At 72.1% G+C, this 23,098-nt stretch carries 19 protein-coding genes; 13 read left to right on the forward strand and 6 right to left on the reverse strand.

Annotation, left to right across the window (positions count from 1 at the left end; genetic code table 11):
- Positions 1–114 precede the first annotated feature (114 nt).
- Positions 115–582 carry a hypothetical protein gene (locus tag IO29_RS34200; protein WP_030378440.1) on the reverse strand — a complete coding sequence of 156 codons (468 nt, stop codon included), beginning with the start codon at positions 580–582 and terminating at the stop codon, positions 115–117.
- Positions 583–650: 68 nt separating this feature from the next.
- Positions 651–875 carry a DUF397 domain-containing protein gene (locus IO29_RS34205; RefSeq protein ID WP_030378441.1) on the reverse strand — a complete coding sequence of 75 codons (225 nt, stop codon included), beginning with the start codon at positions 873–875 and terminating at the stop codon, positions 651–653.
- Between the two features lie 244 nt (positions 876–1,119).
- Here IO29_RS34205 and IO29_RS34210 point away from each other — a divergent pair, with 244 nt between their 5' ends.
- Together IO29_RS34210 and IO29_RS34215 are read left to right on the forward strand one after the other, a co-directional pair.
- Entirely contained in the window at positions 1,120–2,001 is an 882-nt protein-coding gene (locus IO29_RS34210; protein WP_030378442.1) for a helix-turn-helix domain-containing protein, read from the forward strand.
- Entirely contained in the window at positions 1,998–2,189 is a 192-nt protein-coding gene (locus IO29_RS34215) for a DUF397 domain-containing protein (RefSeq protein WP_030378443.1), read from the forward strand. Before IO29_RS34210 ends, IO29_RS34215 begins: the two co-directional genes overlap by 4 nt.
- Positions 2,190–2,193: 4 nt before the next feature.
- Here IO29_RS34215 and IO29_RS34220 read toward each other — a convergent pair whose 3' ends face one another.
- A complete protein-coding gene (locus tag IO29_RS34220; protein ID WP_030378444.1) occupies positions 2,194–2,694 on the reverse strand; it encodes a hypothetical protein in 501 nt (166 codons plus the stop codon).
- 173 nt (positions 2,695–2,867) lie between these two features.
- Here IO29_RS34220 and panD point away from each other — a divergent pair, with 173 nt between their 5' ends.
- Positions 2,868–3,287: an aspartate 1-decarboxylase gene (gene panD / locus IO29_RS34225; RefSeq protein WP_030378445.1), complete on the forward strand. Its 420-nt coding sequence runs from the start codon at positions 2,868–2,870 to the stop codon at positions 3,285–3,287.
- Positions 3,288–3,337: 50 nt separating this feature from the next.
- Positions 3,338–3,685: a GNAT family N-acetyltransferase gene (locus IO29_RS34230; RefSeq protein ID WP_030378446.1), complete on the forward strand. Its 348-nt coding sequence runs from the start codon at positions 3,338–3,340 to the stop codon at positions 3,683–3,685.
- A 654-nt stretch (positions 3,686–4,339) separates the two neighbouring features.
- Here IO29_RS34230 and gndA read toward each other — a convergent pair.
- On the reverse strand, positions 4,340–5,779 hold the full coding sequence (gene gndA / locus IO29_RS34235) for an NADP-dependent phosphogluconate dehydrogenase (protein ID WP_030378447.1): 1,440 nt from the start codon (positions 5,777–5,779) through the stop codon (positions 4,340–4,342).
- Between the two features lie 359 nt (positions 5,780–6,138).
- Here gndA and IO29_RS34240 point away from each other — a divergent pair, with 359 nt between their 5' ends.
- Positions 6,139–7,371 carry a transglycosylase family protein gene (locus tag IO29_RS34240; RefSeq protein ID WP_030378448.1) on the forward strand — a complete coding sequence of 411 codons (1,233 nt, stop codon included), beginning with the start codon at positions 6,139–6,141 and terminating at the stop codon, positions 7,369–7,371.
- Positions 7,372–7,399: 28 nt separating this feature from the next.
- Here the strand turns inward: IO29_RS34240 and IO29_RS34245 are convergent, their stop codons facing one another.
- Positions 7,400–8,584, reverse strand: a complete 1,185-nt coding sequence (locus IO29_RS34245) for a DMT family transporter (protein ID WP_030378449.1) — start codon at positions 8,582–8,584, stop codon at positions 7,400–7,402.
- Between the two features lie 387 nt (positions 8,585–8,971).
- Here IO29_RS34245 and glgA point away from each other — a divergent pair, with 387 nt between their 5' ends.
- The 8 genes from glgA to IO29_RS39180 all read left to right on the forward strand — a co-directional run bounded on the left by glgA (position 8,972) and on the right by IO29_RS39180 (position 21,517).
- Positions 8,972–10,171, forward strand: coding sequence for a glycogen synthase (gene glgA / locus IO29_RS34250; RefSeq protein ID WP_030378450.1), 1,200 nt, complete (start codon positions 8,972–8,974; stop codon positions 10,169–10,171).
- A 75-nt stretch (positions 10,172–10,246) separates the two neighbouring features.
- A complete protein-coding gene (gene glgC / locus IO29_RS34255; RefSeq protein ID WP_030378451.1) occupies positions 10,247–11,467 on the forward strand; it encodes a glucose-1-phosphate adenylyltransferase in 1,221 nt (406 codons plus the stop codon).
- Positions 11,468–11,788: 321 nt separating this feature from the next.
- Positions 11,789–14,437 (forward strand): glycoside hydrolase family 2, encoded by a 2,649-nt coding sequence (locus IO29_RS34260; protein ID WP_030378452.1) that lies wholly within the window; start codon positions 11,789–11,791, stop codon positions 14,435–14,437.
- A 140-nt stretch (positions 14,438–14,577) separates the two neighbouring features.
- Positions 14,578–16,941 carry a GH92 family glycosyl hydrolase gene (locus IO29_RS34265; protein ID WP_030378453.1) on the forward strand — a complete coding sequence of 788 codons (2,364 nt, stop codon included), beginning with the start codon at positions 14,578–14,580 and terminating at the stop codon, positions 16,939–16,941.
- A 246-nt stretch (positions 16,942–17,187) separates the two neighbouring features.
- A complete protein-coding gene (locus IO29_RS34270) occupies positions 17,188–18,594 on the forward strand; it encodes a wax ester/triacylglycerol synthase family O-acyltransferase (RefSeq protein ID WP_030378454.1) in 1,407 nt (468 codons plus the stop codon).
- Positions 18,595–19,080: 486 nt separating this feature from the next.
- Positions 19,081–20,625, forward strand: coding sequence for an SDR family NAD(P)-dependent oxidoreductase (locus tag IO29_RS34275; protein WP_078618133.1), 1,545 nt, complete (start codon positions 19,081–19,083; stop codon positions 20,623–20,625).
- Between the two features lie 116 nt (positions 20,626–20,741).
- Positions 20,742–20,972, forward strand: a complete 231-nt coding sequence (locus tag IO29_RS34280; RefSeq protein WP_030378456.1) for a hypothetical protein — start codon at positions 20,742–20,744, stop codon at positions 20,970–20,972.
- 371 nt (positions 20,973–21,343) lie between these two features.
- On the forward strand, positions 21,344–21,517 hold the full coding sequence (locus tag IO29_RS39180; protein ID WP_199806935.1) for a hypothetical protein: 174 nt from the start codon (positions 21,344–21,346) through the stop codon (positions 21,515–21,517).
- 154 nt (positions 21,518–21,671) lie between these two features.
- Here the strand turns inward: IO29_RS39180 and IO29_RS34285 are convergent, their stop codons facing one another.
- Positions 21,672–23,066 (reverse strand): lipase maturation factor family protein, encoded by a 1,395-nt coding sequence (locus IO29_RS34285; RefSeq protein WP_030378457.1) that lies wholly within the window; start codon positions 23,064–23,066, stop codon positions 21,672–21,674.
- Positions 23,067–23,098 lie beyond the last annotated feature (32 nt).

Consider the following 23,098-nt stretch of genomic DNA (forward strand, 5'->3'; position numbering starts at 1 on the left):
AACACCTCCACCAACGGCACGGGAGCCTTGTGCGTTGCGGCCCTCACCTCGGCCTGACTGACGTCACCCGATCAGTGGTCCCGTTGAAAACGCTCAGTGAACGATCGCCGCGTTCTACGCACACGGGCATGGCAGTTCGGGTGCCGAGCGGTTCGGGGAGCACGTCACCACGGCGAGGGAGAGGTAGGAGGGGCGTTCGAGGTAGCGGCCGCAGGACACGTCACCGCCCGCGTGTAGCCGTTCGGCGGCGGCGTCCACCAGTCGGGCCAGGCGCGCGGTGTCCCGGTCGGCCTCAGCGGCGAACCGGGGTGTGAACTCGGCCAGCCGCTCGCCGAGCCAGGCCGCCGCCTCCTTCGCCTCGTCCCACGTCCCCCGGACGAGTCCGCGCGGCTTGACGAGCCAGTACGCCGTCTCCAGGGGCGGTAGGTCCGACGTGCGGAACTCCGCGGCGACCTGGCGGTAGCGCTCGATCAGTTCCGGCCTGCCTCCGGGCGGGGGCGGATCGGGGTGCGGCGGCCGTCGCAGGGCCTCGTCGTCGAAGCGTGTCTTCGGGCCGGTCCAGAGGTAGGCGTGGTGGTGCATGGGCGGTTCCCGCTTCGAAAAGCGCCGGCCGGGCCCGGCCCGACCGGCGGGAGGGGGACGGAGGGGTGTCAGACGCCGAGGCCGAAGCGCGCCGGGTCGATGCCGGCCGCGTCCAGCTCCTCCGTGGTGAACCGCAACGGCTGCGCGTCCGGACGCTTGCTGTCGCCCAGGGCCCAGGCGTCCTCGCCGATCCGGGCCAGGGTTACGCACCCCTCGGTACAGGGGCCGCCGCACGCCTTCGTGAACGCGGCTCCGCCGAGGTCGAGCGCGTAGAGATCGGTTCCGTTCTGCATCACTGCACCTTCCAGCTCGTCTGACGCGGCCAGGCAGAGCCGCCGCCCGGTGTCTCCGCAGGTCAGCGGTGTACGTGGACGGTCTCTCCTGGCGCTTGGTGACCTCAGGGTGGCGGTTGGACAGGGGCGGGGACGAGTGTGGCACCCCGTACGCTGCGTCAGTGTACGGACACGAAGAGTGGACGGTACGTCTGATGATCCGTCAGGCTGGGGGTGTTCGCGGAGACGAGGAAAGGGGCGGCGGATGGACGTGGTGGGAGTCGAGGGGGAGGCGGCGGCCGGTGCGCGGGCGGTTCCGACGGGGGAGTGGGAGCGGGAGCCGCATCCGTCGGACAGCCTGCGGACGTTCGGCGCGTTCGTTCAGGCGCTGCGAGAACACGCCGGGCTCAGCCGGACCGAGCTGGCCGCCCTCGTCCAGTTCTCCAAGCACACGGTGGAGTCGGTGGAGTTGGGACGGCGAATGCCGGACGAGGCGTTCGTGGAGCGGGCGGAGGAAGCCCTCGGCAACACCGGTGCCCTGCGCAGGGCCGCGCGGCATCTGACGCGGGGGGAGGCGGGGCTGGCGGCATGGTTCCGGCGGTGGGCCCGGCTGGAGCGGGAGGCGGTGAGCCTGTGCACGTACGAGTGCCGGTTGGTTCCGGGGTTGTTGCAGTCGGAGGCGTACGCGCGGGCGGTGTTCGACAACAGCGTTCCGCTGCTGACCGACGAGCAGACGGAGGCGCAGGTCGCGGCCCGCATGGACCGGCAGGCGATGATGCGGGAGCGTCCGACCGTGCCGTTCGGCTTCATCGTGGAGGAGTCGGTCTTCCGGCGCGGACTGGGTGGGGCGCAGGTTCAGACGAACATGCTGGACCACGTGCTGGAGCTGACCGCGCCGCGCAACGTGACGCTTCAAGTGGTGCCGGTGGAAATGGAGTTCCACGGGTGCCTTGACGGACCCATGCGCATCTTGGAGACCCTGGAGGGGCGTCGAGTCGGCTACTCCGAGGGGCAGCAGAACGGACGGCTGATCTCCGACCCGAAAGAGATGAGTCTGCTCTGCCGACGCTATGACACACTGCGCTCACAGGCCCTCAATCCCAAGCAATCCAGGGACCTGCTGGAGCGACTGCGAGGAGAGCTATGAGCAGCGGTACGTCGGAACTCGCCTGGTTCAAGTCCAGCTACAGCGGCACCCAGGGCGACGACTGCGTGGAGATCGCCGTCACCGAACAGGCCGTCCACGTACGGGACTCCAAGGACGTGGCCCGCCCCGCCTTCGCCCTCGGCCACGACGGCTGGCGGCAGTTCGTACAGTTCGCGTCGGAGCGTTGAGCCCTCACCGCGTCCGGGAGCCCTCGGACCCGTAGCCAAGGGCCGTGCGGTTGATGAAGCGGTTGCCGAGGTCGCGTACGGGTGCGGGCCTCGGCTGCTGGGTGGTCTTCTTCGGGGTGGGCTTCTTGCCGCCCGTGCGCCTGGCCGGTGGCGCCTTCGCCTGCCTGGCGTTCTTCGCGGCCGGCGTGTTGCGTGCCGAGTACTTCTTGCGGAGCTCCGAGAGTTGCTCGCGTTCTCGCAGAGCCACGTTGGCTGGGAGGGCGCCGGCGAGGGCGTGGGCTCGGCTCAGTGCGTAACGTGCCGCATGCCAGCGCCTGTTGTTCAGCGTCGTGCGCGCCACCCCGATGGTCTGCCGCAAGGCCTTGATCTTCGCGGGCTGCCGCCGGGGGGTGTCGGACTCGGCCCCGCTGCTCCGCCGCTGCCCGGCGGCACGAGTGCCCCAGTCCGTGCCCGAGGTCAGGACGACGACCGCACGGGGATTGCTGCTCTGGCTGCGTCGTACCACGGTTCTGCCCCTCCGCTCTGCGCATGCGCGTTTACGACGTCAACGTGTCTAGTGCAACGGATATCATGTGAATGCATGGGGAATCGGCCGCAGGGCTGAGTCGTTGTACTCTCCGGAGACGGCCCTTGACCTGCAGACAGCAGGCAGGGAGCAGCTGAATCGGGAGTATTTCCGTGTTTCGTACCATGTTCAAGTCCAAGATCCACCGTGCCACCGTCACCCAGGCCGACCTGCACTACGTGGGGTCGGTGACCATTGACGCCGATCTGCTGGATGCGGCGGATCTGTTGCCGGGTGAGCTCGTGCACATCGTCGACATCACCAACGGGGCCCGGCTCGAGACGTATGTCATCGAGGGGGAGCGGGGGTCCGGGGTGATCGGGATCAACGGGGCCGCCGCGCATCTCGTGCACCCCGGGGATCTGGTGATCCTCATCAGTTACGCCCAGGTCTCCGACGCCGAGGCGCGGTCGCTGCGGCCGCGGGTCGTGCACGTGGACGGCGACAACCGTATCGTCGCCCTGGGCGATGACCCGTCCGAGCCGGTGCCGGGGTCGGACCAGGAGCGCAGCCCGCAGGCCGTGTCGGCCTGACGTATCGACTTCGAGTGGACATCGACTCCGGGTGGACGAGGAGCGCGGCCGTGAGTGACGACATCGAGATCCGTGACGACCGGGCGGCAGGGCGGCTCGAAGCCCGCGCGGGCGGTGAGGTCGTCGGGCGGGTGGAGTACTTCGTGCTCGATGAGCCCGGCCGCGCGCTCGTGCCCGTGCACACGATCGTCGAGCCGGCACACGAGGGGCAGGGCATCGGCGGGTCCCTCGCGCGGGAGCTCTACGCGATCGCCGGGCGGGAGGGCGTCGCGGTGGCGCCGTTGTGCCCGTACGTCGTGAAGTGGGCCGCGCGTCATACGCAGGAGGCGCCGGCGGCGGATCCCGCGTTGCTGCGGGCGGCGGAGGAGTGGCTGGCCGCGCATCCGGGGCGGTTCTGAAGGGGACGGGTGTCCTGCCGGTGAGGGCGGCTCCGGGGAAGTGCTCCCGGGGCCGCCCTTCCGTGTCCCGTCGTCGTCCGCCGTGTCCCGCCGCCCTGCCGCGACCGGGTGACTGGGGGGTCGGGGTCCGGGTAGGCGGGGGAGTAGTCCAGAGCCGACGTGTCGATGGCTGGAGGACAGCATGACGCAGCCGTATCCCGATCCCGTGCCGCCGGGGCCCACGCCGGGGCCCGCGCCGACGCCGCCGGGTCCCACGCCCACGCCCGGGCCGGATCCGGTGCCGCCGGATCCGGCGCCCGCGCCGCCGGCGCCCACTCCGCCCGCGCCCACTCCGCCGGCTCCTACGCCGCCGGGGCCGGCGCCCGTGCCGCCCGGGCCCGGGCCGACGCCGCCCGGGCCGGGGCCCGATCGGCCGGGGCCCGTTCCGGAGCCGCCGGGGCCGTTGTCCTGACGGCGGGGCGGGGGGACGGGGGCCTTTTCCTCGCCCCCGCCGCCCCTGCCCTTCCCGTCCTCCAGGGGCTGTGCCCCTTCGACCCCCCGGGTGCGCCTCATGGCTCGGGGGGTTCGCGGTGGTGGGGCGGGCGCGGGTGCGTCGCGGCTGGTCGCGCAGTTCCCCGCGCCCCTTGAGAGGCGCGCCCCGCGGCCGAAGGCGTGTTACGCCTCGACCTCCGTGCGGTCGCCGCCCCACAGGGTGTGGAACGTGCCCTCGAGGTCCGTGCGGCGGTAGGTGTGGGCGCCGAAGTAGTCGCGCTGGCCCTGGGTGAGGGCCGCGGGGAGGCGCTCGGCGCGGAGGGCGTCGTAGTACGCGAGGGCCGCCGCGAAGCCGGGGGCGGCGACGCCCTGGCGGGTGGCCGCGATCAGAACCTCGCGCCAGTCGTCCTGCGCCGCCGCGATCTCCTGCGCGAAGGTCTCGTCCGACAGGAGGCTCGGCAGATCCGGGCGGGCGTCGTAGGCCGCGCGGATGCGGTCCAGGAACGCGGCCCGGATGATGCAGCCGCCCCGCCAGAGCGCCGAGACCGCGCCCAGGTCGACGTCCCAGCCGTACTCCTCGCTGCCCGCCGCGATCTCGTGGAAGCCCTGCGTGTACGAGACGATCTTCGACGCGTACAGCGCCTGCTCGACGCGGTCCGCGAACGCCGCCGCCTCGGAGGAGGACAGGGGGGACGGCGTCGGGCCCGCGAGGTCGCGCGAGGCCCGCCGCAGCGCCGCGTGCCCGGACAGCGAGCGCGCGAACACCGCCTCCGCGATGCCCGACACCGGAACGCCCAGGTCCAGCGCGATCTGGACCGTCCAGCGGCCGGTGCCCTTCTGCTCCGCCTGGTCCACCACCACGTCCACGAACGGCTTGCCCGTCGCCGCGTCCACGTGCGACAGGACCTCCGCCGTGATCTCGATCAGATACGAGTCGAGGCGCCCGGTGTTCCAGGTGCGGAAGATGTCCGCGATCTGCGCGGGGGAGTAGCCCGCCACGTCCCGCAGCAACTGGTACGCCTCGCCGATGAGCTGCATGTCCGCGTACTCGATGCCGTTGTGCACCATCTTGACGAAGTGCCCGGCGCCGTCGGGGCCGACGTGCGTCACACACGGGGTGCCGTCGGCCGCCTTCGCCGAGATCTTCTCCAGCATCGGGCCGAGCGAGTCGTACGACTCCTTCGGGCCGCCCGGCATGATGCTCGGGCCGTTGAGCGCGCCCTCCTCGCCGCCGGAGACGCCCATGCCGACGAAGTGGATGCCCTGCTCCCGCAGTTGGCGCTCGCGGCGCCGGGTGTCGGCGAAGTGCGCGTTGCCGCCGTCGATGATCATGTCGCCGGGCTCCAGGAGCGGCGCGAACTCCTCGATCACCGCGTCCGTCGGCTCGCCCGCCTTCACCATGACGACCAGTCGGCGCGGCCGCTCCAGCGCCGCCACGAACTCCTTCGCGGTCTCGGCCGCGACGAACTCGCCCTCGTGCCCGAACTCGTTCACGAGGTCGTGCGTCTTCGACGCCGTCCGGTTGTGCACTGCGACCGTGTAGCCGTTCCGCGCGAAGTTGCGGGCGAGGTTGCGGCCCATGACCGCGAGACCTGTGACACCGATCTGGGCTGAGCTGTTCATGCGTGGGCTCCTCAGGTTGTCGTGAACAAGGCCGTGTCGTGAACAAGGCCGGTGTCGTGCGCGAGACCGCGTGCCGTGCACGTGGCCTCGTGTCGTGCAACAAGGACGAGGGCGTCAGTATTGCCCCCGGTCCCTCCCGACGTGGCGATTCGCGCACCGTACGGCCGCGCGTCCGCCCATGTGTACGTGCGCGGACGGCAGCCCGCCTCAGCCGCCCGGCGAAACCGGCTCCCGTGCGTACGGGAACCGGCGGCGAAATCCGGCCACTTGACGTGCCGGAGCGGCCGACACCGGTCTTGTCCCGCTCCGTGCGCAGCGGTTACGGTGCCCGCTCCTGACGCCTGTCAAGGGGGCTCCCCATGGCCGTACGCGGCCGGCACCGCCGGTATCAGCCGAACAGGATCAACCGCGCCTCGCTCACCGTCACGGCGGGCGGCGCCGGCATGGCCCTGCCGCTCATCGGCACCGGGGTCGCCCACGCCGCCGATGCCGACACCTGGAACAAGGTCGCGGCCTGCGAGTCCAGCGGCAACTGGCACATCAACACCGGCAACGGGTTCTACGGCGGGTTGCAGTTCACCCAGTCCACCTGGGAGGCGTACGGCGGCCGGGCCTACGCGGCGCGCGCCGACCTCGCCACCCGTGACCAGCAGATCGCCGTCGCCGAGAAGGTCCTCGACGGCCAGGGGCCCGGCGCCTGGCCGGTCTGCTCGGGCCGCGCCGCACTGGCCCGCGGCGGGACCGGCCCCGACATCGACCCGGGCACCCACACGCAGACCGCCCGGCAGACGGCGCGGAAGCAGGCCCCCGCCGCACCGCAGGCCCCGGCGAAGAAGCGCGCGTCGCACAAGGACGTGACGCCGCAGTCCACACCCCAGTCGCGGGCCGGCACCGCCGAGATGTACACCGTGGTCCACGGCGACACCCTCTCCGGCATCGCCGACTCCCACGACGTGCGCGGCGGCTGGCACGGCCTGTACGCCGCCAACCGCACCACCGTCGGCTCCGACCCCGACCTCATCCTCCCGGGGCAGCGGCTCACGCTCGACGGGGCGCGGGCCACCAGTCCGGCCAGGAAGGCGGACACCGAGGAGAAGCACACCGCCGGGAAGCCGCGGAAGTCCGGTGCGGCGGAGAAGAAGAAGGAGACCTCCCCCCACCGGTCCGCCGCGACGACGCCCGGCCGTACGGTCGTCGCCCCCGTCGCCGACACCAGCATCGGCACCCGCTACCACGCCTCCGGCTCCTCCTGGTCGAAGGGCTACCACACCGGCGTCGACTTCCCGGTGCCCACCGGCACCTCCGTGCGGTCCGTGGCCGCCGGGCACGTGGTCAGCGCCGGGTGGGGTGGCTCGTACGGCTATCAGGTGGTCGTACGGCACAGCGACGGCCGGTACAGCCAGTACGGTCATCTGTCCGCCATCTCCGTCCGGGCCGGGCAGAGCGTGGCCGCCGGCCAGCGCATCGGCCGCTCCGGTTCGACCGGCAACGCCACGGGCCCGCATCTGCACTTCGAGGTGCGGACGGGACCCGGGTTCGGGTCGGACATCGACCCGGTGGCGTATCTGCGGGCCGGCGGCGTACGGCTCTGAGCGACGCGCGCGCCCGCCTTGGTCCCGGTCAGGATCCGACACGGCTGCGGTGCCGGTCGGGGAGGGGCATCGGGATGAACGGCCCGCTGTAGAACGGGCCGAAGGTGTACGGCGGGGTGCACTGGGACGGGCCCCGCAGGGACGCGGGGAGCGGCGCCGGGGCCGCGGTCACGGGCGACGGGATCGCGAGCGCCGGCGCCGACAGCGGGCCCGGCGCGGGCTCGGACGGCAGCGGCCGGGCGGGCAGCGGCCGGGCGGGCAGCGGCCGGACGGGGAGCGGCTGGGCCGGCACCGTTCCGGTGGTTTCCGGCACCGCTGCGGCGGCGGCCGTCTCCTGCCGCTTCCCGTCCGGCGCGGCCCCGGCGGCGGCCGTCTCCCGCCGCTCCCCGCCGAGCCGCTCCGTGGTGAGCAGGATCAGGCCGCCCGCCGCGACGACTCCGCACCCCAGGGCGAGCACGGTGCCCGTGGTGCCGTGGCGGAACGTCTCGCCGAACATGGTCAGGCCCACCGCGGCGGCGATCACCGGGTTGACGACCGTGACCGTGGCCAGCGGGGCGGCCAGGCCCGCGCCCCGGTACGACGCCTGCGACAGCAGCGTGCCGACCGTCGCCAGTACCGCGATCGTCGCCACGCTGGGCAGCGCGGCGAGCGTCACGCCGTCCTCCCAGTCCTCCGCGACGGTCTTGGTGAAGACCGAGGCGATACCGAACGCGATGCCGGAGGCGCCGGCGAGGAGCACGCTGCGCACCACCGGGTGGCGGTGGGCGGCGCGGGCGGCCGTCATCAGCGCGACGATCGCGCCGGCGGTGACCGCGGCGAGCAGGACCCGCTCCCCGCTCTCCAGGGACCGCGCCTCGGCACTGCCGGTCAGCGCGAGCAGCCCCGCGAGGCCGGCCGTCGCCATCAGGGCGCCGCGCCAGGCGGTCGCGCCTGCCCTGCGGCCCACGAAGAGGGCGGCCATCGGGAGCGCGAACACGATGGTCAGCGCGCCGAGGGGCTGCACGAGGCTGAGAGGGCCGTAGGCGAGGGCGACGACATGGAGGAGGGCGCCGAGGCCGTTGAGGCCGATCGCGGCCCACCAGGCGGGATGGCGGAGGGGGGCGTAGGGGCGGTCGGGGGTGGAGGCGGCGACGCGTTCCTGGACGATGGCGCCGCCGGCGTAGGCGACGGCGGAGACGAGGGAGAGCAGGACGGAGACCGCGAAGGCGCTCATGAGTGGCTCCTTCGGACGAGGGCCCCGAGGGGCCGGTGCGGTGATCCGGCTGCTTCCATGTCACCACCTTGCCTCGTGGATCGGCGTACGTCGTCGTACCTGAGCACTCATTGGGTCCTACTGCCGATGGAGTACGGGCCCCACGGGGTCCTCCCCAGGGTGGGTGACGGGGGCGGGGGAGCGCACGCGTTTTTTCTCGCCCCCGCCGCCCTCGCCCTTCCCGTCCCTCGAGGCGCTCCGCCCCTTGGACCCGGGACGTGCGGGTGGGCGGGGCTTCTCGCGCAGTTCCCCGCGCCCTGAAGGGGCGTACCCAGCCGCGCCCGTCCCCCTCTTCCCCTCCCTGCCCCCATGGGTGACCATGGGCTCAGGCAACCCAGGAGGTCGCACGTGCGGGTGGGACTGTTGAGCCGGGAGTATCCTCCCGACATTTACGGCGGGGCCGGTGTCCACGTCGAATTCCTCGCCCGGGAGCTCGCGCCGCTCGTCGATCTCGCCGTGCACTGCTGGGGCGAGGGCGCCACCCCGCACGCCAGCCCCGCCGTCACCCGGCACCGCCCCTGGGCCGCCCTGGACGACGCCAACGACGCCCTGCGCACGTTCTCCGTCGACCTCGCCATGGCCGCCGGGCTCCGGGACCGCGAACTCGTGCACTCCCACACCTGGTACGCCAACCTCGGCGGCCACCTCGCCAAGCTCCTGCACGGCGTCCCGCACGTGATGACCGCCCACTCGCTCGAACCCCTGCGCCCCTGGAAGGCCGAGCAGCTCGGCGGCGGCTACGCCCTCTCCGGCTGGGCCGAGCGCACCGCGATCGAGGCCGCCGACGCCGTCGTCGCCGTCTCCGGCGCCATGCGCGACGACATCCTCGCCTGCTACCCGGCGCTCGACCCCGCCCGTGTGCACGTCATCCACAACGGCATCGACACCACCCTCTACCGCCCCGACCCCGGCACCGGCGTCCTCGACGGGATCGGCCTGGACCCCGGCCGCCCGTACGTCGTCTTCGTCGGCCGCATCACCCGCCAGAAGGGCGTCCCGCACCTCCTCCGCGCCGTCCGGCACATCGACCCCGCCGCGCAGGTCGTGCTGTGCGCCGGCGCCCCGGACACCCCGGAGATCGACCGCGAGTTCCGCGAGCTGTACGACGAGCTGAGCCGGACCCGCGCGGACGTGCACTGGATCTCCCGGATGCTGCCCCGCCCGGACGTCATCCAGCTCCTCACCCACGCCGCCGTCTTCGTCTGCCCCTCGGTCTACGAGCCGCTCGGCATCGTCAACCTGGAGGCGATGGCCTGCGGCACGGCCGTCGTCGCCTCGCGGGTCGGCGGCATCCCGGAGGTCGTCGACGACGGCCGTACCGGCCTCCTCGTCGATCTCGACCCCGGCCCGGACCAGACCGGCTTCGAGACCCGCCTCGCCCACGCCCTGGACACCGTCCTCGGCGATCCGGCGACCGCCCGGCGCATGGGCGAGGCCGGCCGCGCGCGGGCGGTCGGCGAGTTCGGCTGGGACGCCGTCGCCCGCCGTACGGTCCGTCTTTACGAGGAAGTCCTCGACGGGGCGGCGATCGACCCCCGTCGCGGGTAGGGAATACAGACAAGACAGGGTGCCGCACACCCGTACGGGCAGACGCGGCACCACCGGGCGTAGAGGGGCGGCGGCATGCGGCGCGGTGGACCTTCGGTGCTGGGAATCGTACTGGCGGGTGGCGAGGGCAAGCGGCTGATGCCGCTGACCGCCGACCGCGCCAAACCGGCCGTGACCTTCGGCGGGACGTACCGGCTCGTCGACTTCGTACTCTCCAATCTGGTCAACGCGGACATCCTGCGCATCTGCGTGCTCACGCAGTACAAGTCGCACTCGCTGGACCGGCACATCACCACGACCTGGCGGATGTCCAGCCTGCTGGGCAACTACGTCACCCCCGTCCCCGCCCAGCAGCGGCTCGGCCCGCGCTGGTACCTCGGCAGCGCCGACGCGATCCTGCAATCGCTCAACCTCATCTACGACGAGCGGCCCGAGTACGTCGCGGTCTTCGGCGCCGATCACGTCTACCGCATGGACCCGCGCCAGATGCTGGCCCAGCACATCGACTCCGGGGCGGGCGTCACCGTCGCCGGGATCCGGGTGCCGCGCGCCGAATCGCCCTCCTTCGGTGTGATCACCCCCGGCTCGGACGGCCGCACGGTCGACCGCTTCCTGGAGAAGCCCGCCGACCCGCCCGGTCTCGCGGACAACCCCGACCGCGTCTTCGCCTCGATGGGCAACTACATCTTCACCACCAAGGTCCTGATCGAGGCGCTCCAGCGCGACGCCGAGGACGAGAAGTCGGTCCACGACATGGGCGGCTCCCTCCTGCCCATGCTCACCGACCGGGGGGAGGCGCAGCTCTACGACTTCCAGGCCAACCATGTGCCCGGCGAGACCAGCCGCGACCAGGGGTACTGGCGCGATGTCGGCACGCTCGACGCGTACTACGAGGCCCACATGGACCTGATCGCCGAGCGGCCCGCCTTCAACCTGTACAACCGCAACTGGCCCATCTACACCCACTCCACGCAGCTCTCGCCGGCCCGCTTCAACGCGGGCGGGATCGCCAGTGAGTCGATCATCAGCGCCGGGTGTCTCATCCGCGGGCAGGTGACCCGCTCGGTGCTCTCGCCCGACGTGCGCGTGGACCCGGGGGCGGTCGTCCAGGGCTCGGTGCTGCACGACAACGTCCACATCGGCCGGGGCGCGATCGTGCGGGGGGCGATTCTCGACAAGAACGTCGAGGTGCCGCCGGGTGCGACGATCGGCGTCAACCCGAGCCGTGACGCCGAGCTGTACACGGTCTCCAAGAGCGGCGTCATCGCGCTGGGCAAGGGGCAGCGGGTTCCGTAGAGGGTTTCGCCCTCGGACCCCGCTAAAAGATTGCGCAGTTCCCCGCGCCCCTCATTAGGGGCGCGGGGAACTGCACACGGGGCGAAGCCCCGTCCGGGGTCCAAGGGGCGGAGCCCCTTGAAGGGACGGGAAGGGTAGGGGCGGCGGGGGCGTGAAAACTTGGCGTCAACCATCCACGCCCGCCCCGAACGAGACGCGTCAACACCCTGGACACAGCCCGGCAATCATGTTGTCATGCCTCTGCCTGACTGATGACAACGTTGTAATCCCCCCCCAACCACGAGCCCTGATCCGCCACCCGTCCTCACCCACGGAGGATCCGTGCGCACCAGACGCCTCAGAGTCAGAGACCGTCTCGCCCTGCTCCTCGTCGCGGCCATGGCCGCGACGGGCCTCGCGGCGACGGCCACCTCCCCGGCCGCGGCCACCACCGCCGCCGACACACCCACGCCCACCGAAGCCCACGGCCTCAAGGGCGAGTACTACACCCAGTCCGCCGAGGGCGCCTTCGACTTCGCCACCCTCAAGGCGACCACCTTCGACCCCACCCTCGACTTCGCCGACCTCGAACCCCGACTGCGTGCCACGACGGGTCAGGACAACGATGTCAGCGCCCGCTGGACCGGCCGTCTCGTCCCCGAGAAGACCGGTGCCACCACCTTCTCGATCATCGGTGACAACGGCTTCCGCCTCTGGGTGGACGGCAAACTCGTCATCGACCACTGGGTGGACGACTGGGACCAGGAGCAGACCGGCGAACCCGTCGATCTGACCGCCGGTCACGCCGTCGACATCAAGGTCGAGTACTTCGAGCACTACGGCGGCTCCAACCTCCACGTGCGCTGGACCCCGCCCGGCGGCACCAAGACCGCGATCCCGCAGTCGGCGTTCCGCCTCCCGGAGGGCTACGACTACGACGGCCCCGTCGCGACCACCGTCCGCGCCGACGGCCGCACCCTCCAGCTCGACTTCGCGAGCCCGCTGGCCGGCGTCCCGGCCGGACTCACCGACCACCTCAGCGCGGTCGTCGGCGGCGCCACCTGGCCGCTGGGCAGGGCGAAGCTCGACCCCAAGGACCCGGCGTCGCTGCTGATCGCCCTCGACCAGCCGGTCGTCGGCAACAAGAACGGCACCGCCAAGGGCACCGCCGACGTCCGCTACGACGGCAAGGGCGGCCTCACCACGGCCGCCGCCGACAACACCACCCACACGGTGGGCGCGTTCTGGACCAGCGGCCCCAACAAGTCGACGTACGAGCTCACCACCAAGTGGGCCAAGCAGGTCGGCCCGCACAACGCCCTGCCCGAGTACCCGCGCCCGCAGCTGACGCGTGACAAGTGGCAGAACCTCAACGGCAGCTGGCAGTTCGCCGCCGCCAAGTCCGGCGAGCAGCCGCCGGTCGGCAAGACGCTGGACGAGCGGATCCTCGTCCCCTACCCGGTCGAGTCGCAGCTCTCCGGGCTGGAGCGGCACGAGGACCGCATGTGGTACCGCCGCACCTTCACCGTGCCGAAGAACTGGCACGTCGGCTCCCACCAGCGGCTCCAGCTGAACTTCGGCGCCGTCGACTGGCGCGCCGAGGTCTACGTCAACGGCACCGAGGTCGCCGAACACCAGGGCGGCTACGACAAGTTCAGCGCCGACATCACCAAGGCGCTGAAGCCCGGCCGTACCCAGGAGCTGATCGTCGGCGTCTACGACCCGACGGACTCCGCCGACGGCGAGAACCAGCCGATGGGCAAGCAGCGCCTGGACCCGAGCGGCATCTGGTACACGCCGACCTCCGGCATCTGGCAGACGGTGTGGATGGAGCCGGTCGCCACCGACCACGTCGACAACCTCAAGCTCACCCCCGACGTCGACAAGAGCACCCTCACCATCGAGCCGCAGGGCGTCCGTGACGGCGTACCGGTCACCGCGACCGCCTACGCCGGCAAGCGCAAGGTCGGCACCGTCACCGGGCGCACCGGCCACCCGCTGACCCTGCACCTGCGCAACCCGCACCTGTGGTCCCCGGACGACCCGTACCTCTACAACCTGAAGGTGCGCGTCGGCTCCGACAGCGTCGGCAGCTACTTCGGGATGCGCTCGATCTCCGTGAAGAACGTGAACGGCACCCCGCGCACGCTCCTCAACGGCAAGCCGATCTTCATGATGGCCACCCTCGACCAGGGCTTCTGGCCGGACGGCCTCTACACCGCACCCACCGACGAGGCCCTCGCCTACGACCTGAAGGTGCACAAGCAGCTCGGCTTCAACTCCGTGCGCAAGCACATCAAGGTCGAGCCGGACCGCTGGTTCTACTGGGCCGACCGGCTCGGTCTGATGGTGTGGCAGGACATGCCCGCGATGAACGCCGGCACCAGCCCGTCCACCGCCGCCCGCGCCGAGTTCGAGCGCGAGCTGAAGCAGATGATCGACGAGCACATCAGCAGCCCGTCGGTCGTCATGTGGGTGACCTTCAACGAGGGCTGGGGCCAGTACGACATGGCCCGCATCGCCGACCAGGCCAAGGCCTGGGACCCGACCCGGCTGGTCAACAGCATGTCCGGGATCAACCTCGGGGCCGACGGCGGCACCGGCGACATCATCGACGAGCACGGCTATCCGAGCCCCGCCCTGCCACCCAACCCGGACGGCAGGCGCGCCCTGGTCAGCGGCGAGTACGGCGGCCTCGGCCTGGCGGTGCCCGGTCACGCCTGGTCGGTGCAGCAGTCGTACGTGGACGTCGACCCCTCGGCGTACACCGACGGCTACCTCACCAAGCTCGACGAGGTGCACGCGCTGGCCTGCAAGGGCGGCAACGGCGCGGTCTACACCCAGATCAGCGACGTCGAGGGCGAACTCAACGGCCTGCTGACCTACGACCGCCGGGTGCTCAAGCCCGACGTCGACCGGGTGAGGGCGGCGCAGCAGTCGCTCATCCACGACGCGTCGCAGCCGACGGTCGCCGGTTGCACGGAAAACTGACGCGCCGACAGCACCATGCACGGGTGGTCACCTGAGCGTCTCCCGAGAGCCGCCCAGGTGACCGCCTCAGACAGGACCGGCCCGCCGCGCCCGAGGCGCGGCGGGCCGGGAACCCCCGACCCTCCCGGAGGACTTCCCAGATGAGATGGACCCGGCGTCTGCGCCTGGCCGCCGCCGGCGCGGTGGCCGCCACGGCGCTCTCCGCCCTGCCACCCGCCCAGGCCGCCATGGCCACGGGTGCCGCCGAGCCGGCCGCCGCGTCCGGCCGGGGCGGCGCCCTCACCGACCTGGTCAACCCCTTCATCGGCACCCAGAACGAGGGCAACACCTATCCCGGTGCCGCCGTGCCCTTCGGCATGGTGCAGCTCTCCCCGGACACCGGCCACAACACCGGCTACGACTACGCCGAGGACCACATCCGCGGCTTCTCCCTCGTCCACCTCTCCGGCGTCGGCTGCGGACTCGGCGGCGACCTGCCGGTGCTGCCGACCACCGGCGACGTCACACAGACGGACTACGCGAAGTACGCCGCGAAGTTCTCCCACGACGACGAGCAGGCGAGCCCCGGCTACTACGGCGTCGGCCTGGACAGCGGCATCAAGGCCGAGCTGACCGCGACCGCCCGCACCGGTGTGCAGCGCTACACCTTCCCGGCCACCGACAAGGCCAACGTCCTGCTCAACGCCGGACAGTCGCTGCACAGGACGGTGAACACGAAGGTCGAGATCCTCGACAACCGCACCGTGCGCACCGCCATCACCGGCAGCGGCTTCTGCCAGGACACCAAGCCCTACACCGTCTACACGATCACCCGTTTCGACCGCCCGTTCACCGCGCACGGCACCTGGAGCGGCGACACCGTCACCGCCGGCTCGGACAGCTCCTCCGGCACCGGGCGCAACGGCGCCTATCTGCGGTTCGACACCACCAAGGACCGCACGGTCGAGGCGACCACCGCGCTGAGCTACGTCGACGCGCGCGGCGCCGCCGGCAACCTGCGCGCCGAGGGCGGCCACTCCTTCGCCCATGTCCGCGAGGCCGCCCAGCGCACCTGGGAGCACCGGCTCGACGACGTCCGTGTCAAGGGCGGCGACGACACGCTGAACCGCACCTTCTACTCGTCCCTGTACCGGTCCTTCCTCGCGCCCAACATCGGCAGCGACACCGACGGCCGCTACACCGGCTGGGACCAGAAGACCCACCGGGCGAAGGGGTTCACGTACTACCAGAACTGGTCGCTGTGGGACACCTACCGCACCCAGTCCCAGCTCCTCTCCCTGCTCGCGCCGCGGCAGGCCCGGGACATGGCGATCTCCGTCATCAAGATCGACGAAGAGGGCGGCTGGCTGCCCAAGTGGGGCTACGGCACGGTCGAGACCAACATCATGACCGGTGACCCCGTCACCCCGTTCCTCACCAACGCCTACCAGCAGGGGCTGCTCAAGGGCTGGGAGGAGAAGGCGTACCGGGCGCTGAAGAAGAACGCCGACGGGGTGCCGCCCACCGACTCGCCCTATGTCGGCCGCGAGGCCAACAAGGAGTACCTCGCGAACGGCTTCGCGCCCCTCATCGAGAACCGGCCGCACGCCAAGCCCGGCGACTCCGACTACGACCACGGGCCCTCCGCCACCCTGGAGTACGCCCTGTCCGACGCGATGCTCGCCCAGATGGCCCGCGACCTCGGCCACAAGGCCGACGCCGCCCGGTACGCGAAGCGCGCGCAGAACTACCACTCGATCTTCGACCCGAGCACCGGCTTCTTCCGCGCCCGTGACACCTCCGGCGCCTTCACCGGCCCGGACGACCCGGCGCAGAGCGCGGGCTTCCACGAGGGCACGGCCTGGCAGTACCAGTGGCTCGTCCCGCAGGACCTGCCCGGCATGATCGACCTGATCGGCGGCCGGCAGGCGGCCAACGACCGCCTCGACTCCTTCTTCGCCTACGACCAGCTCGTGCGGGACCCGGCGAAGACCGCCCGCGAGGTGTGGGTCAACGGCCCCTACGAGTACTACAACGCGGACAAGTACAACCCGCAGAACGAGCCCGACCTGATCGCCCCGTACACCTATCTCTCCACCGGCCAGCCGTGGAAGACCACCGACGTGGTGCACGCCGCGCTGACCCTGTTCACCGACACCCCGACCGGCATGACCGGAAACGACGACCTCGGCACCATGTCCGCCTGGAACGTGCTGTCGTCGATCGGAATCTTCCCGGTCCAGCCCGGTTACGACACGTGGGGGCTCTCCACGCCCGTCTTCGACCGGGTCGACCTCACCCTCGACCACCGCTACTACCCCAAGGGCCATCTGACGGTGTCCGCCTCCGGCACCTCGGACACCGACCGCTATGTGCGGTCGGCCCGGGTGAACGGCAAGGACTACGGCAAGACGTACCTGACCACCGGCGATCTGCGCCGGATCCGTTCCCTGTCGTTCACGGTCGGCGCGCAGCCGTCCGAGTGGGGAACGTCGGCCGACGCGGCGCCGCCGGCGCTGAAGTGACACCGGGCGTCCACTGAGGTCCGGACCGGGTTCGGACCCCGGCGGACGGCTCCGGCGGTGAAGTCCCGCCCCCTTGCCGGGGCGGGACTTCATGCGTTCTTTACTGTGCGTAGCGTGATCGTACTTGACCGTAATCGGCGGTCGGGGTTTGACTGACGGGGCACCGGTCCGGGCGTGCGGCGCACCGGGCCGCCGGTCGCCTCCTGCTCCGGTCCTTCATCCCGTCGTTCACGCGAGGGCACGTCATTGACTTCCGATCTGCTCGCCCCCCTCGACCTGGCGTTCTGGAACATCGAGTCCGCCGAGCACCCCATGCACCTGGGCGCGCTCGGCGTCTTCGCCTGCCACTCGCCCACCGCGGGCGCCCACGCCGCCGATCTGCTCGCCGCCCGTGCCGCCGGGGTGACGGGGCTGCGGATGCGCATCCGCGATGTGTGGCTGCCGGGCGGTGGCGCCGGTGCCGGGGGCGCCGCCGGTCTCGCCCGCGCCGGCGCACGACTCCCGCTCGCCTTCGGCGGCGCGGCTCGCGAGCCCGCGCCCGACTTCGACCCGCTGGACCACGTCCGGCTGCACGCCCCCACCGACGACTTCCACGCCGTCGCCGGCCGGCTGATGCAGCGTCCCCTGGTGCGCGGCCGGCCCCCGTGGGAGGCGCACGTCCTGCCGGGGGAGGACGGCACCTCGTTCGCGGTGCTGTTCAAGTTCCACCACGCGCTCGCCGACGGGCTGCGGGCGCTGACGCTGGCCGCCGCGATCATGGACCCGACGGAGCTGCCGCCGTCCCGGCCGCGACCCGTCGAAGCGGGCCGGAGCCGGTTCGGCGCGTTTCCGTTCCCGGACCCGCGGCGGCTGCCCGGGCTGGTCCGCGGTGCGCTGTCCGGCGTGGTGTCCGACGTGGGGCGCGCGCTGGACATCGGCGCGTCCGTCGCCCTGTCCACGCTCGGGGTGCGCTCCTCGCCCGCGCTGACCGCCGGGCCCACCGGCACGCGGCGGACCGCGGGTGTCGTCCTCGACCTCGACGAGGTGCACCGGGTGCGCAAGACGGCGGGCGGCACGGTCAACGACGTGCTCATCGCGGTCGTCGCGGGGGCGCTGCGGAGGTGGCTGGACGAGCGCGGCGACGGGAGCGAGGGGGTGGCGCCGCGAGCGCTCATCCCCGTCTCCCGGCGCCGGCCGCGCAGCGCCTCGCCGCAGGGGAACCGGCTCTCCGGGTACCTGATACGGCTCCCGGTCGACGAGGCGGATCCGTTGCGGCGGCTGCGGGTGGTGCGGGCGGCGATGGACCGCAACAAGGACGCGGGGCCGGGGCGGGGGGCCGGGGCGGTGGCGTTGCTCGCCGACCATGTGCCGGCGCTGGGGCACCGGCTCGGGGGGCCGCTGGTCAGCCAGGCGGCGCGGCTGTGGTTCGACATCCTGGTCACGAGCGTGCCGTTGCCGAGTCTGGGGTTGCGCCTGGGCGGCAGCCCGCTGGTGGAGGTGTTTCCGCTGGCGCCGCTGGCGCGGGGGCAGTCGTTGGCGGTGGCGGTGTCGACGTACCGGGGGCGGGTGCACTACGGGTTGGTGGCGGACGCGGAGGCGGTGCCGGACCTGGCGGGGTTCGCGGCGGCGATCCACGACGAACTCGACGCCCTGCGCCGGGCCTGCGACGCGTAGCGGCTCGCCCGGGGTCTTTCCCGCCCCCGCCGCCCCTACCCGTCCCATCCACGACCTGGGGGCTCCGCCCCCAGGCCCCCCGAGGGGGAGAGGGCAGGACGGGGGGAAAGAGCTCGGGTGGGTGGGGAGGGCGCGGGAGAGCTCGGGTGGGGGGGTTCGTTGGCGGGTGCGGGTGCGTCGTGGCCGATCGCGCAGTTCCCCGCGCCCCTAAAAGCAGGGGGCGCCCCCCGCTTTCAAGGGGCGCGGGGAACTGCGCGAGAAGTCCCCACCCACCCCCACTCCCCACTCAACCCCACCCACCCGAGCTCTCCGGGGTCCAAGGGGCGGAGCCCCTTGTCAGGGATGGGACGGGTAGGGGCGGCGGGGGCGAGAAACCCTGCCGGACGACCCCCCGTTTTGGCGCTTCGCGCCGGGGCTACGTACAATCCCCCGTTCGAAAGGCGAGCGCGACCCGCGCGCCGCAGGCGAGCGAGGAACGGCAGCGCGATGACGGTGACAGAGACCGCCCCGGCGAACGACGGCTCGGCGGCCACACCCCCGACCGCGCCCCGGATTCCCCACCCCAACGAGACCTCCGACGCCGCCCCCGACAGCGTGTCGTACGGCCCCGGCATCGACCCCGACCGCCTCGCCGTCTGCCTCGCCGTCCTCGCGGAACTCGACACCATCGACGTCGACCACCCCGACGCGATCGCCGTCCGGCGCGCGACCTCGCACATCTACCGCACCGTCAAGCAACGCCGCCGCCAAGAACGCCGCGCGGCGAAGACCGCGCACGACAAGGCCGTCACCGAGGCCACCGCCACCGGCTCCGCCCAGCGCATCGACGACGAGACCGAGGGCGTCCTGCCCTCCTCCGTCACCGAGACCGGCCAGATCGCGGGGATACTCCAGCGCCCCCGCTCCTGCTACACCTGCAAGACCCGCTACACCGAGGTTGACTACTTCTACCACCAGCTCTGCCCGGACTGCGCCGCCGAGAACCGGGCCCGCCGCGACGCCCGCGCCGACCTCACCGGCAAGCGCGCCCTCCTCACCGGCGGCCGCGCCAAGATCGGCATGTACATCGCGCTCCGGCTGCTCCGCGACGGCGCCCACACCACCGTCACCACCCGTTTCCCCAACGACGCCATCCGCCGCTTCAAGGCCCAGCCCGACAGCGCCGACTGGATCCACCGGCTGAAGATCGTCGGTATCGATCTGCGCGACCCCGCCCAGGTCATGGCGCTGGCCGACTCCGTCGCCGCCGAGGGCCCGCTGGACATCCTGATCAACAATGCCGCCCAGACCGTACGCCGCTCCCCGGGCGCCTACAGCGAGCTGGTCGCCGCCGAGTCGGCCCCGCTGCCGGCCGGCGAGCTGCCCGCCGCCGAGGTGATCGGCACCTTCGGCTCGGGCGCGGTCACCGAGCTGCCCGTGGCCGGCGGCGGCGCGCTCTCCGCGCGGGACGTCACCGACCTCGCGCTGGTCTCGGGTTCCGCCTCCCTGGAGCGGATCGCGGCCGGCACCGCGATCGACGCCGGCGGGCTCGTGCCCGACCTGCACGACACCAACAGCTGGATCCAGACGGTGGAGGAGGTCACCCCCGTCGAACTCCTCGAAGTGCAGCTGTGCAACTCCACGGCACCGTTCCTGCTGATCAGCCGGTTGCGTCCGGCGATGGCGGCGGCCGCGGCCCGGCGGACGTACATCGTGAACGTCTCCGCGATGGAGGGCGTTTTCGGCCGCGGCTACAAGGGCGCGGGACACCCGCACACCAACATGGCCAAGGCCGCCCTCAACATGCTCACCCGCACCAGTGCCCAGGAGATGTTCGAGAAGGACCGCATCCTGATGACCGCCGTCGACACCGGCTGGATCACCGACGAGCGGCCCCACCCGGACAAGGTGCGCATGGCCGAGGCGGGCTTCCACGCCCCGCTGGACCTCGTCGACGGGGCGGCCCGGGTCTATGACCCCATCGTCCGCGGCGAGCAGGGCGAGGACCTGTACGGCGTCTTCCTGAAGGACTACGCGCCCGGCAAGTGGTGACGCCCGCGGACCCCGGCGTACGTCCTTGCGCGCCCGGTCCGCGCCCCGGCCCCTCACGCATGTCCGGCCGACCCGGGGGAACCCGGACTGTGCCGAGCACCGCGCAAGGAGTTCACATGGCCAGCCATCACGACATCGATCCCCGAAACGCCGGTCGGCGCGACATCCGCCCGACCGACGAGGAGTTCTACGCGAGCGACCGTCCCGAGAACCCGGCCCTGCCGGAGGACCGCCCGCGTGGAGGTGAGCCGCGGGACGCCGTGCAGCACCGGGCGACCTGGTCCACCGTGCTGATCGTCATCGCCGTCATCGTGGTGATCTTCGCGGGCATCTGGTTCTTCCCGTAAACGGCCGTCGCTTTCCGCCCCTCCCGAAGGGCGCGTCCACCGGGTTCCACCCGTGTGGGTGCGCCCTTCGGCCGTTCGGGGAGCGGTCCTGGGCCGTTCGGCCTTTCATGGAAGTTACACAGTGTTTGCCTCCCTATCGAGCGGGCGGGCGCTCATTTGGTTAACCTGTACGGGACGGACAGCAGCACGGGGTCCTACCCACACCCAACGGTCCGTCCCGGGACAAGCCGGTCACCACGGTCTGCTCTCGTACAAGACGCCGACGCCACCGCGTCAGAACTGTTCCCTCAGTCCCGAGGCGGGCGGCGGCCGCACAGAGGTCAGGCCGGGCCGACGCCCCCGAGGGTGATCCGACACATAAGGAGTGCGCGGTGACACCGGAGAAGACGAATCTCGAGGAGCGTCCCCTGGGGCGGCCGGCCCTTGCGGGTGGGGCCGAGGAGAAGCTGGGCAGCCTGGAGGTGTGGGCGAGGTCGGCCCCCATCCGGCTGGCCGGCTACGAGGACGACCTGGCCGAGCCGCACATCCTGCCGAGCGTCGACTGACCCCCGAGGGGCTCCGCCCCGTTGCGCAGTTCCCCGCGGCCCCTCATAGGGGCGCGGGGAACTGCGCAATCTTTTAGGGGGTCCGGGGGCTTGCCCCCGGAGGGACGGGAATGGGTAGGGGCGGCGGGGGCGAAGAAACCCCGCAGGACCCCCGCTATCTCGGGGGCATGAACTCGCGGACGTAGGTCCGCTCCCAGCACGCCCCCGTCTCCCGGCGTTCGCGCCACGTCGTGAACCGGTACCGGTACAGGCGCGCCCGCACGAACCGCGGCGGCGCGTCCGCCGGGAACGGGGAGCGGCGCAGCAGCCGCAGCGTGTCCCGGTCGCCCGCCAGGAGCCGCTCCAGCAGCCCCCCGAACCACGCCCCCGCATACGCCGGCGACAGCGCGGCGAACCACATCATCCAGTCCAGCCGCAGATGGTACGGCGCGAACTGCCGCGGCCACCGCCGCGGATCCCCCGGCTTGCCCCGGAACTCGTACTCCCGCCACTCGGACGACTCCCGCGGCACCTCGTCCGCCGTGCCCTCGATCACCACCTCCTGCCGCACCCGGCTGACGGACCCGAACGCGCCGTAGGAGTTGACCAGGTGCAACGGGTCGAAGGAGCGGTTCATCACCTGGCGCCGGGAGAGCATGTTGCGCACCGGCCGGTGGCTCAGCGCCACCAGCCCCGCCCCGACGGCGAGGACGACCACCTCGTACCACAGCGGTACCGGGGCCGTGCGCGGCGGCGAGGCGGGGAAGGGGATCGCCGACAGGGCGATCACGATGGCGAGCCAGTTCAGCCAGGCGAAGTTGCCCGACAGCACCAGCCACAGCTGCGTGAGGACCATGAGGGCGGCGGCCGCCGTCGCCACCGGGCGCGGGGCGAACAGCAGGAACGGCACCACCATCTGCGTGACGTGGTTGGCGGCCACCTCCACCCGGTGCGCCGGCTTCGGCAGCCGGTGGAAGAACCAGCTGAGCGGCCCCGGCATCGGCTGCGTCTCGTGGTGGAAGTCCAGGCAGGTCAGCTTCCGCCAGCAGGCGTCGCCGCGCATCTTGATCAGCCCCGCGCCGAACTCCAGCCGGAACAGCAGCCAGCGCAGCAGGAACAGCACCACGACCGGCGGCGCCACCTCGTCGTTGCCGAGGAACACCGCGAGGAACCCGGTCTCGAGGAGCAGGGACTCCCAGCCGAAGCCGTACCAGGTCTGCCCGACGTTGACGATCGACAGGTACATCACCCACGGCACCAGCCACAGCGCCATCGCCGCCCACAGCGGCAGCCACCCGTCCACCCCCGCCACCAGCGCCGCCGACACCGCGCACCCCGTCCACGCCCAGCCGGCGAAGAAACGGTCGGAGTAGTGCCGGTGGAAGACGCTCGGCGCCCGCCGGAACGGCACTCGCGCGGTGAACCGGGGCACCGGCAGCATTCCGCGCTCCCCGATCAGCGCGCGGAACTGCAACGCCGCGCCCAGGAAGGCGACGAGGTACACCACGGCCAGGGCGCGCTGGAAGACCAGCCGGCTCAGCCAGTAGTCCGGTGCCGTGAACCACTCCATCGCGGCCGGTCTCCTCTCGTCCCGCCGGGTGC

The organism is Streptomyces sp. NRRL F-6676, assembly GCF_000725625.1.
In the GTDB taxonomy this organism is placed as follows: domain Bacteria; phylum Actinomycetota; class Actinomycetes; order Streptomycetales; family Streptomycetaceae; genus Streptomyces.

Coding starts and splice junctions, on each gene's coding strand:
- IO29_RS34200 (WP_030378440.1), bottom strand. CDS start 582: ATGCACCACCACGCCTACCTCTGGACCGGCCCGAAGACACGCTTCGAC.
- IO29_RS34205 (WP_030378441.1), bottom strand. CDS start 875: ATGCAGAACGGAACCGATCTCTACGCGCTCGACCTCGGCGGAGCCGCG.
- IO29_RS34210 (WP_030378442.1), top strand. CDS start 1,120: ATGGACGTGGTGGGAGTCGAGGGGGAGGCGGCGGCCGGTGCGCGGGCG.
- IO29_RS34215 (WP_030378443.1), top strand. CDS start 1,998: ATGAGCAGCGGTACGTCGGAACTCGCCTGGTTCAAGTCCAGCTACAGC.
- gndA (WP_030378447.1), bottom strand. CDS start 5,779: ATGAACAGCTCAGCCCAGATCGGTGTCACAGGTCTCGCGGTCATGGGC.
- IO29_RS34240 (WP_030378448.1), top strand. CDS start 6,139: ATGGCCGTACGCGGCCGGCACCGCCGGTATCAGCCGAACAGGATCAAC.
- IO29_RS34245 (WP_030378449.1), bottom strand. CDS start 8,584: ATGAGCGCCTTCGCGGTCTCCGTCCTGCTCTCCCTCGTCTCCGCCGTC.
- glgC (WP_030378451.1), top strand. CDS start 10,247: ATGCGGCGCGGTGGACCTTCGGTGCTGGGAATCGTACTGGCGGGTGGC.
- IO29_RS34265 (WP_030378453.1), top strand. CDS start 14,578: ATGAGATGGACCCGGCGTCTGCGCCTGGCCGCCGCCGGCGCGGTGGCC.
- IO29_RS34275 (WP_078618133.1), top strand. CDS start 19,081: ATGACGGTGACAGAGACCGCCCCGGCGAACGACGGCTCGGCGGCCACA.
- IO29_RS34280 (WP_030378456.1), top strand. CDS start 20,742: ATGGCCAGCCATCACGACATCGATCCCCGAAACGCCGGTCGGCGCGAC.
- IO29_RS34285 (WP_030378457.1), bottom strand. CDS start 23,066: ATGGAGTGGTTCACGGCACCGGACTACTGGCTGAGCCGGCTGGTCTTC.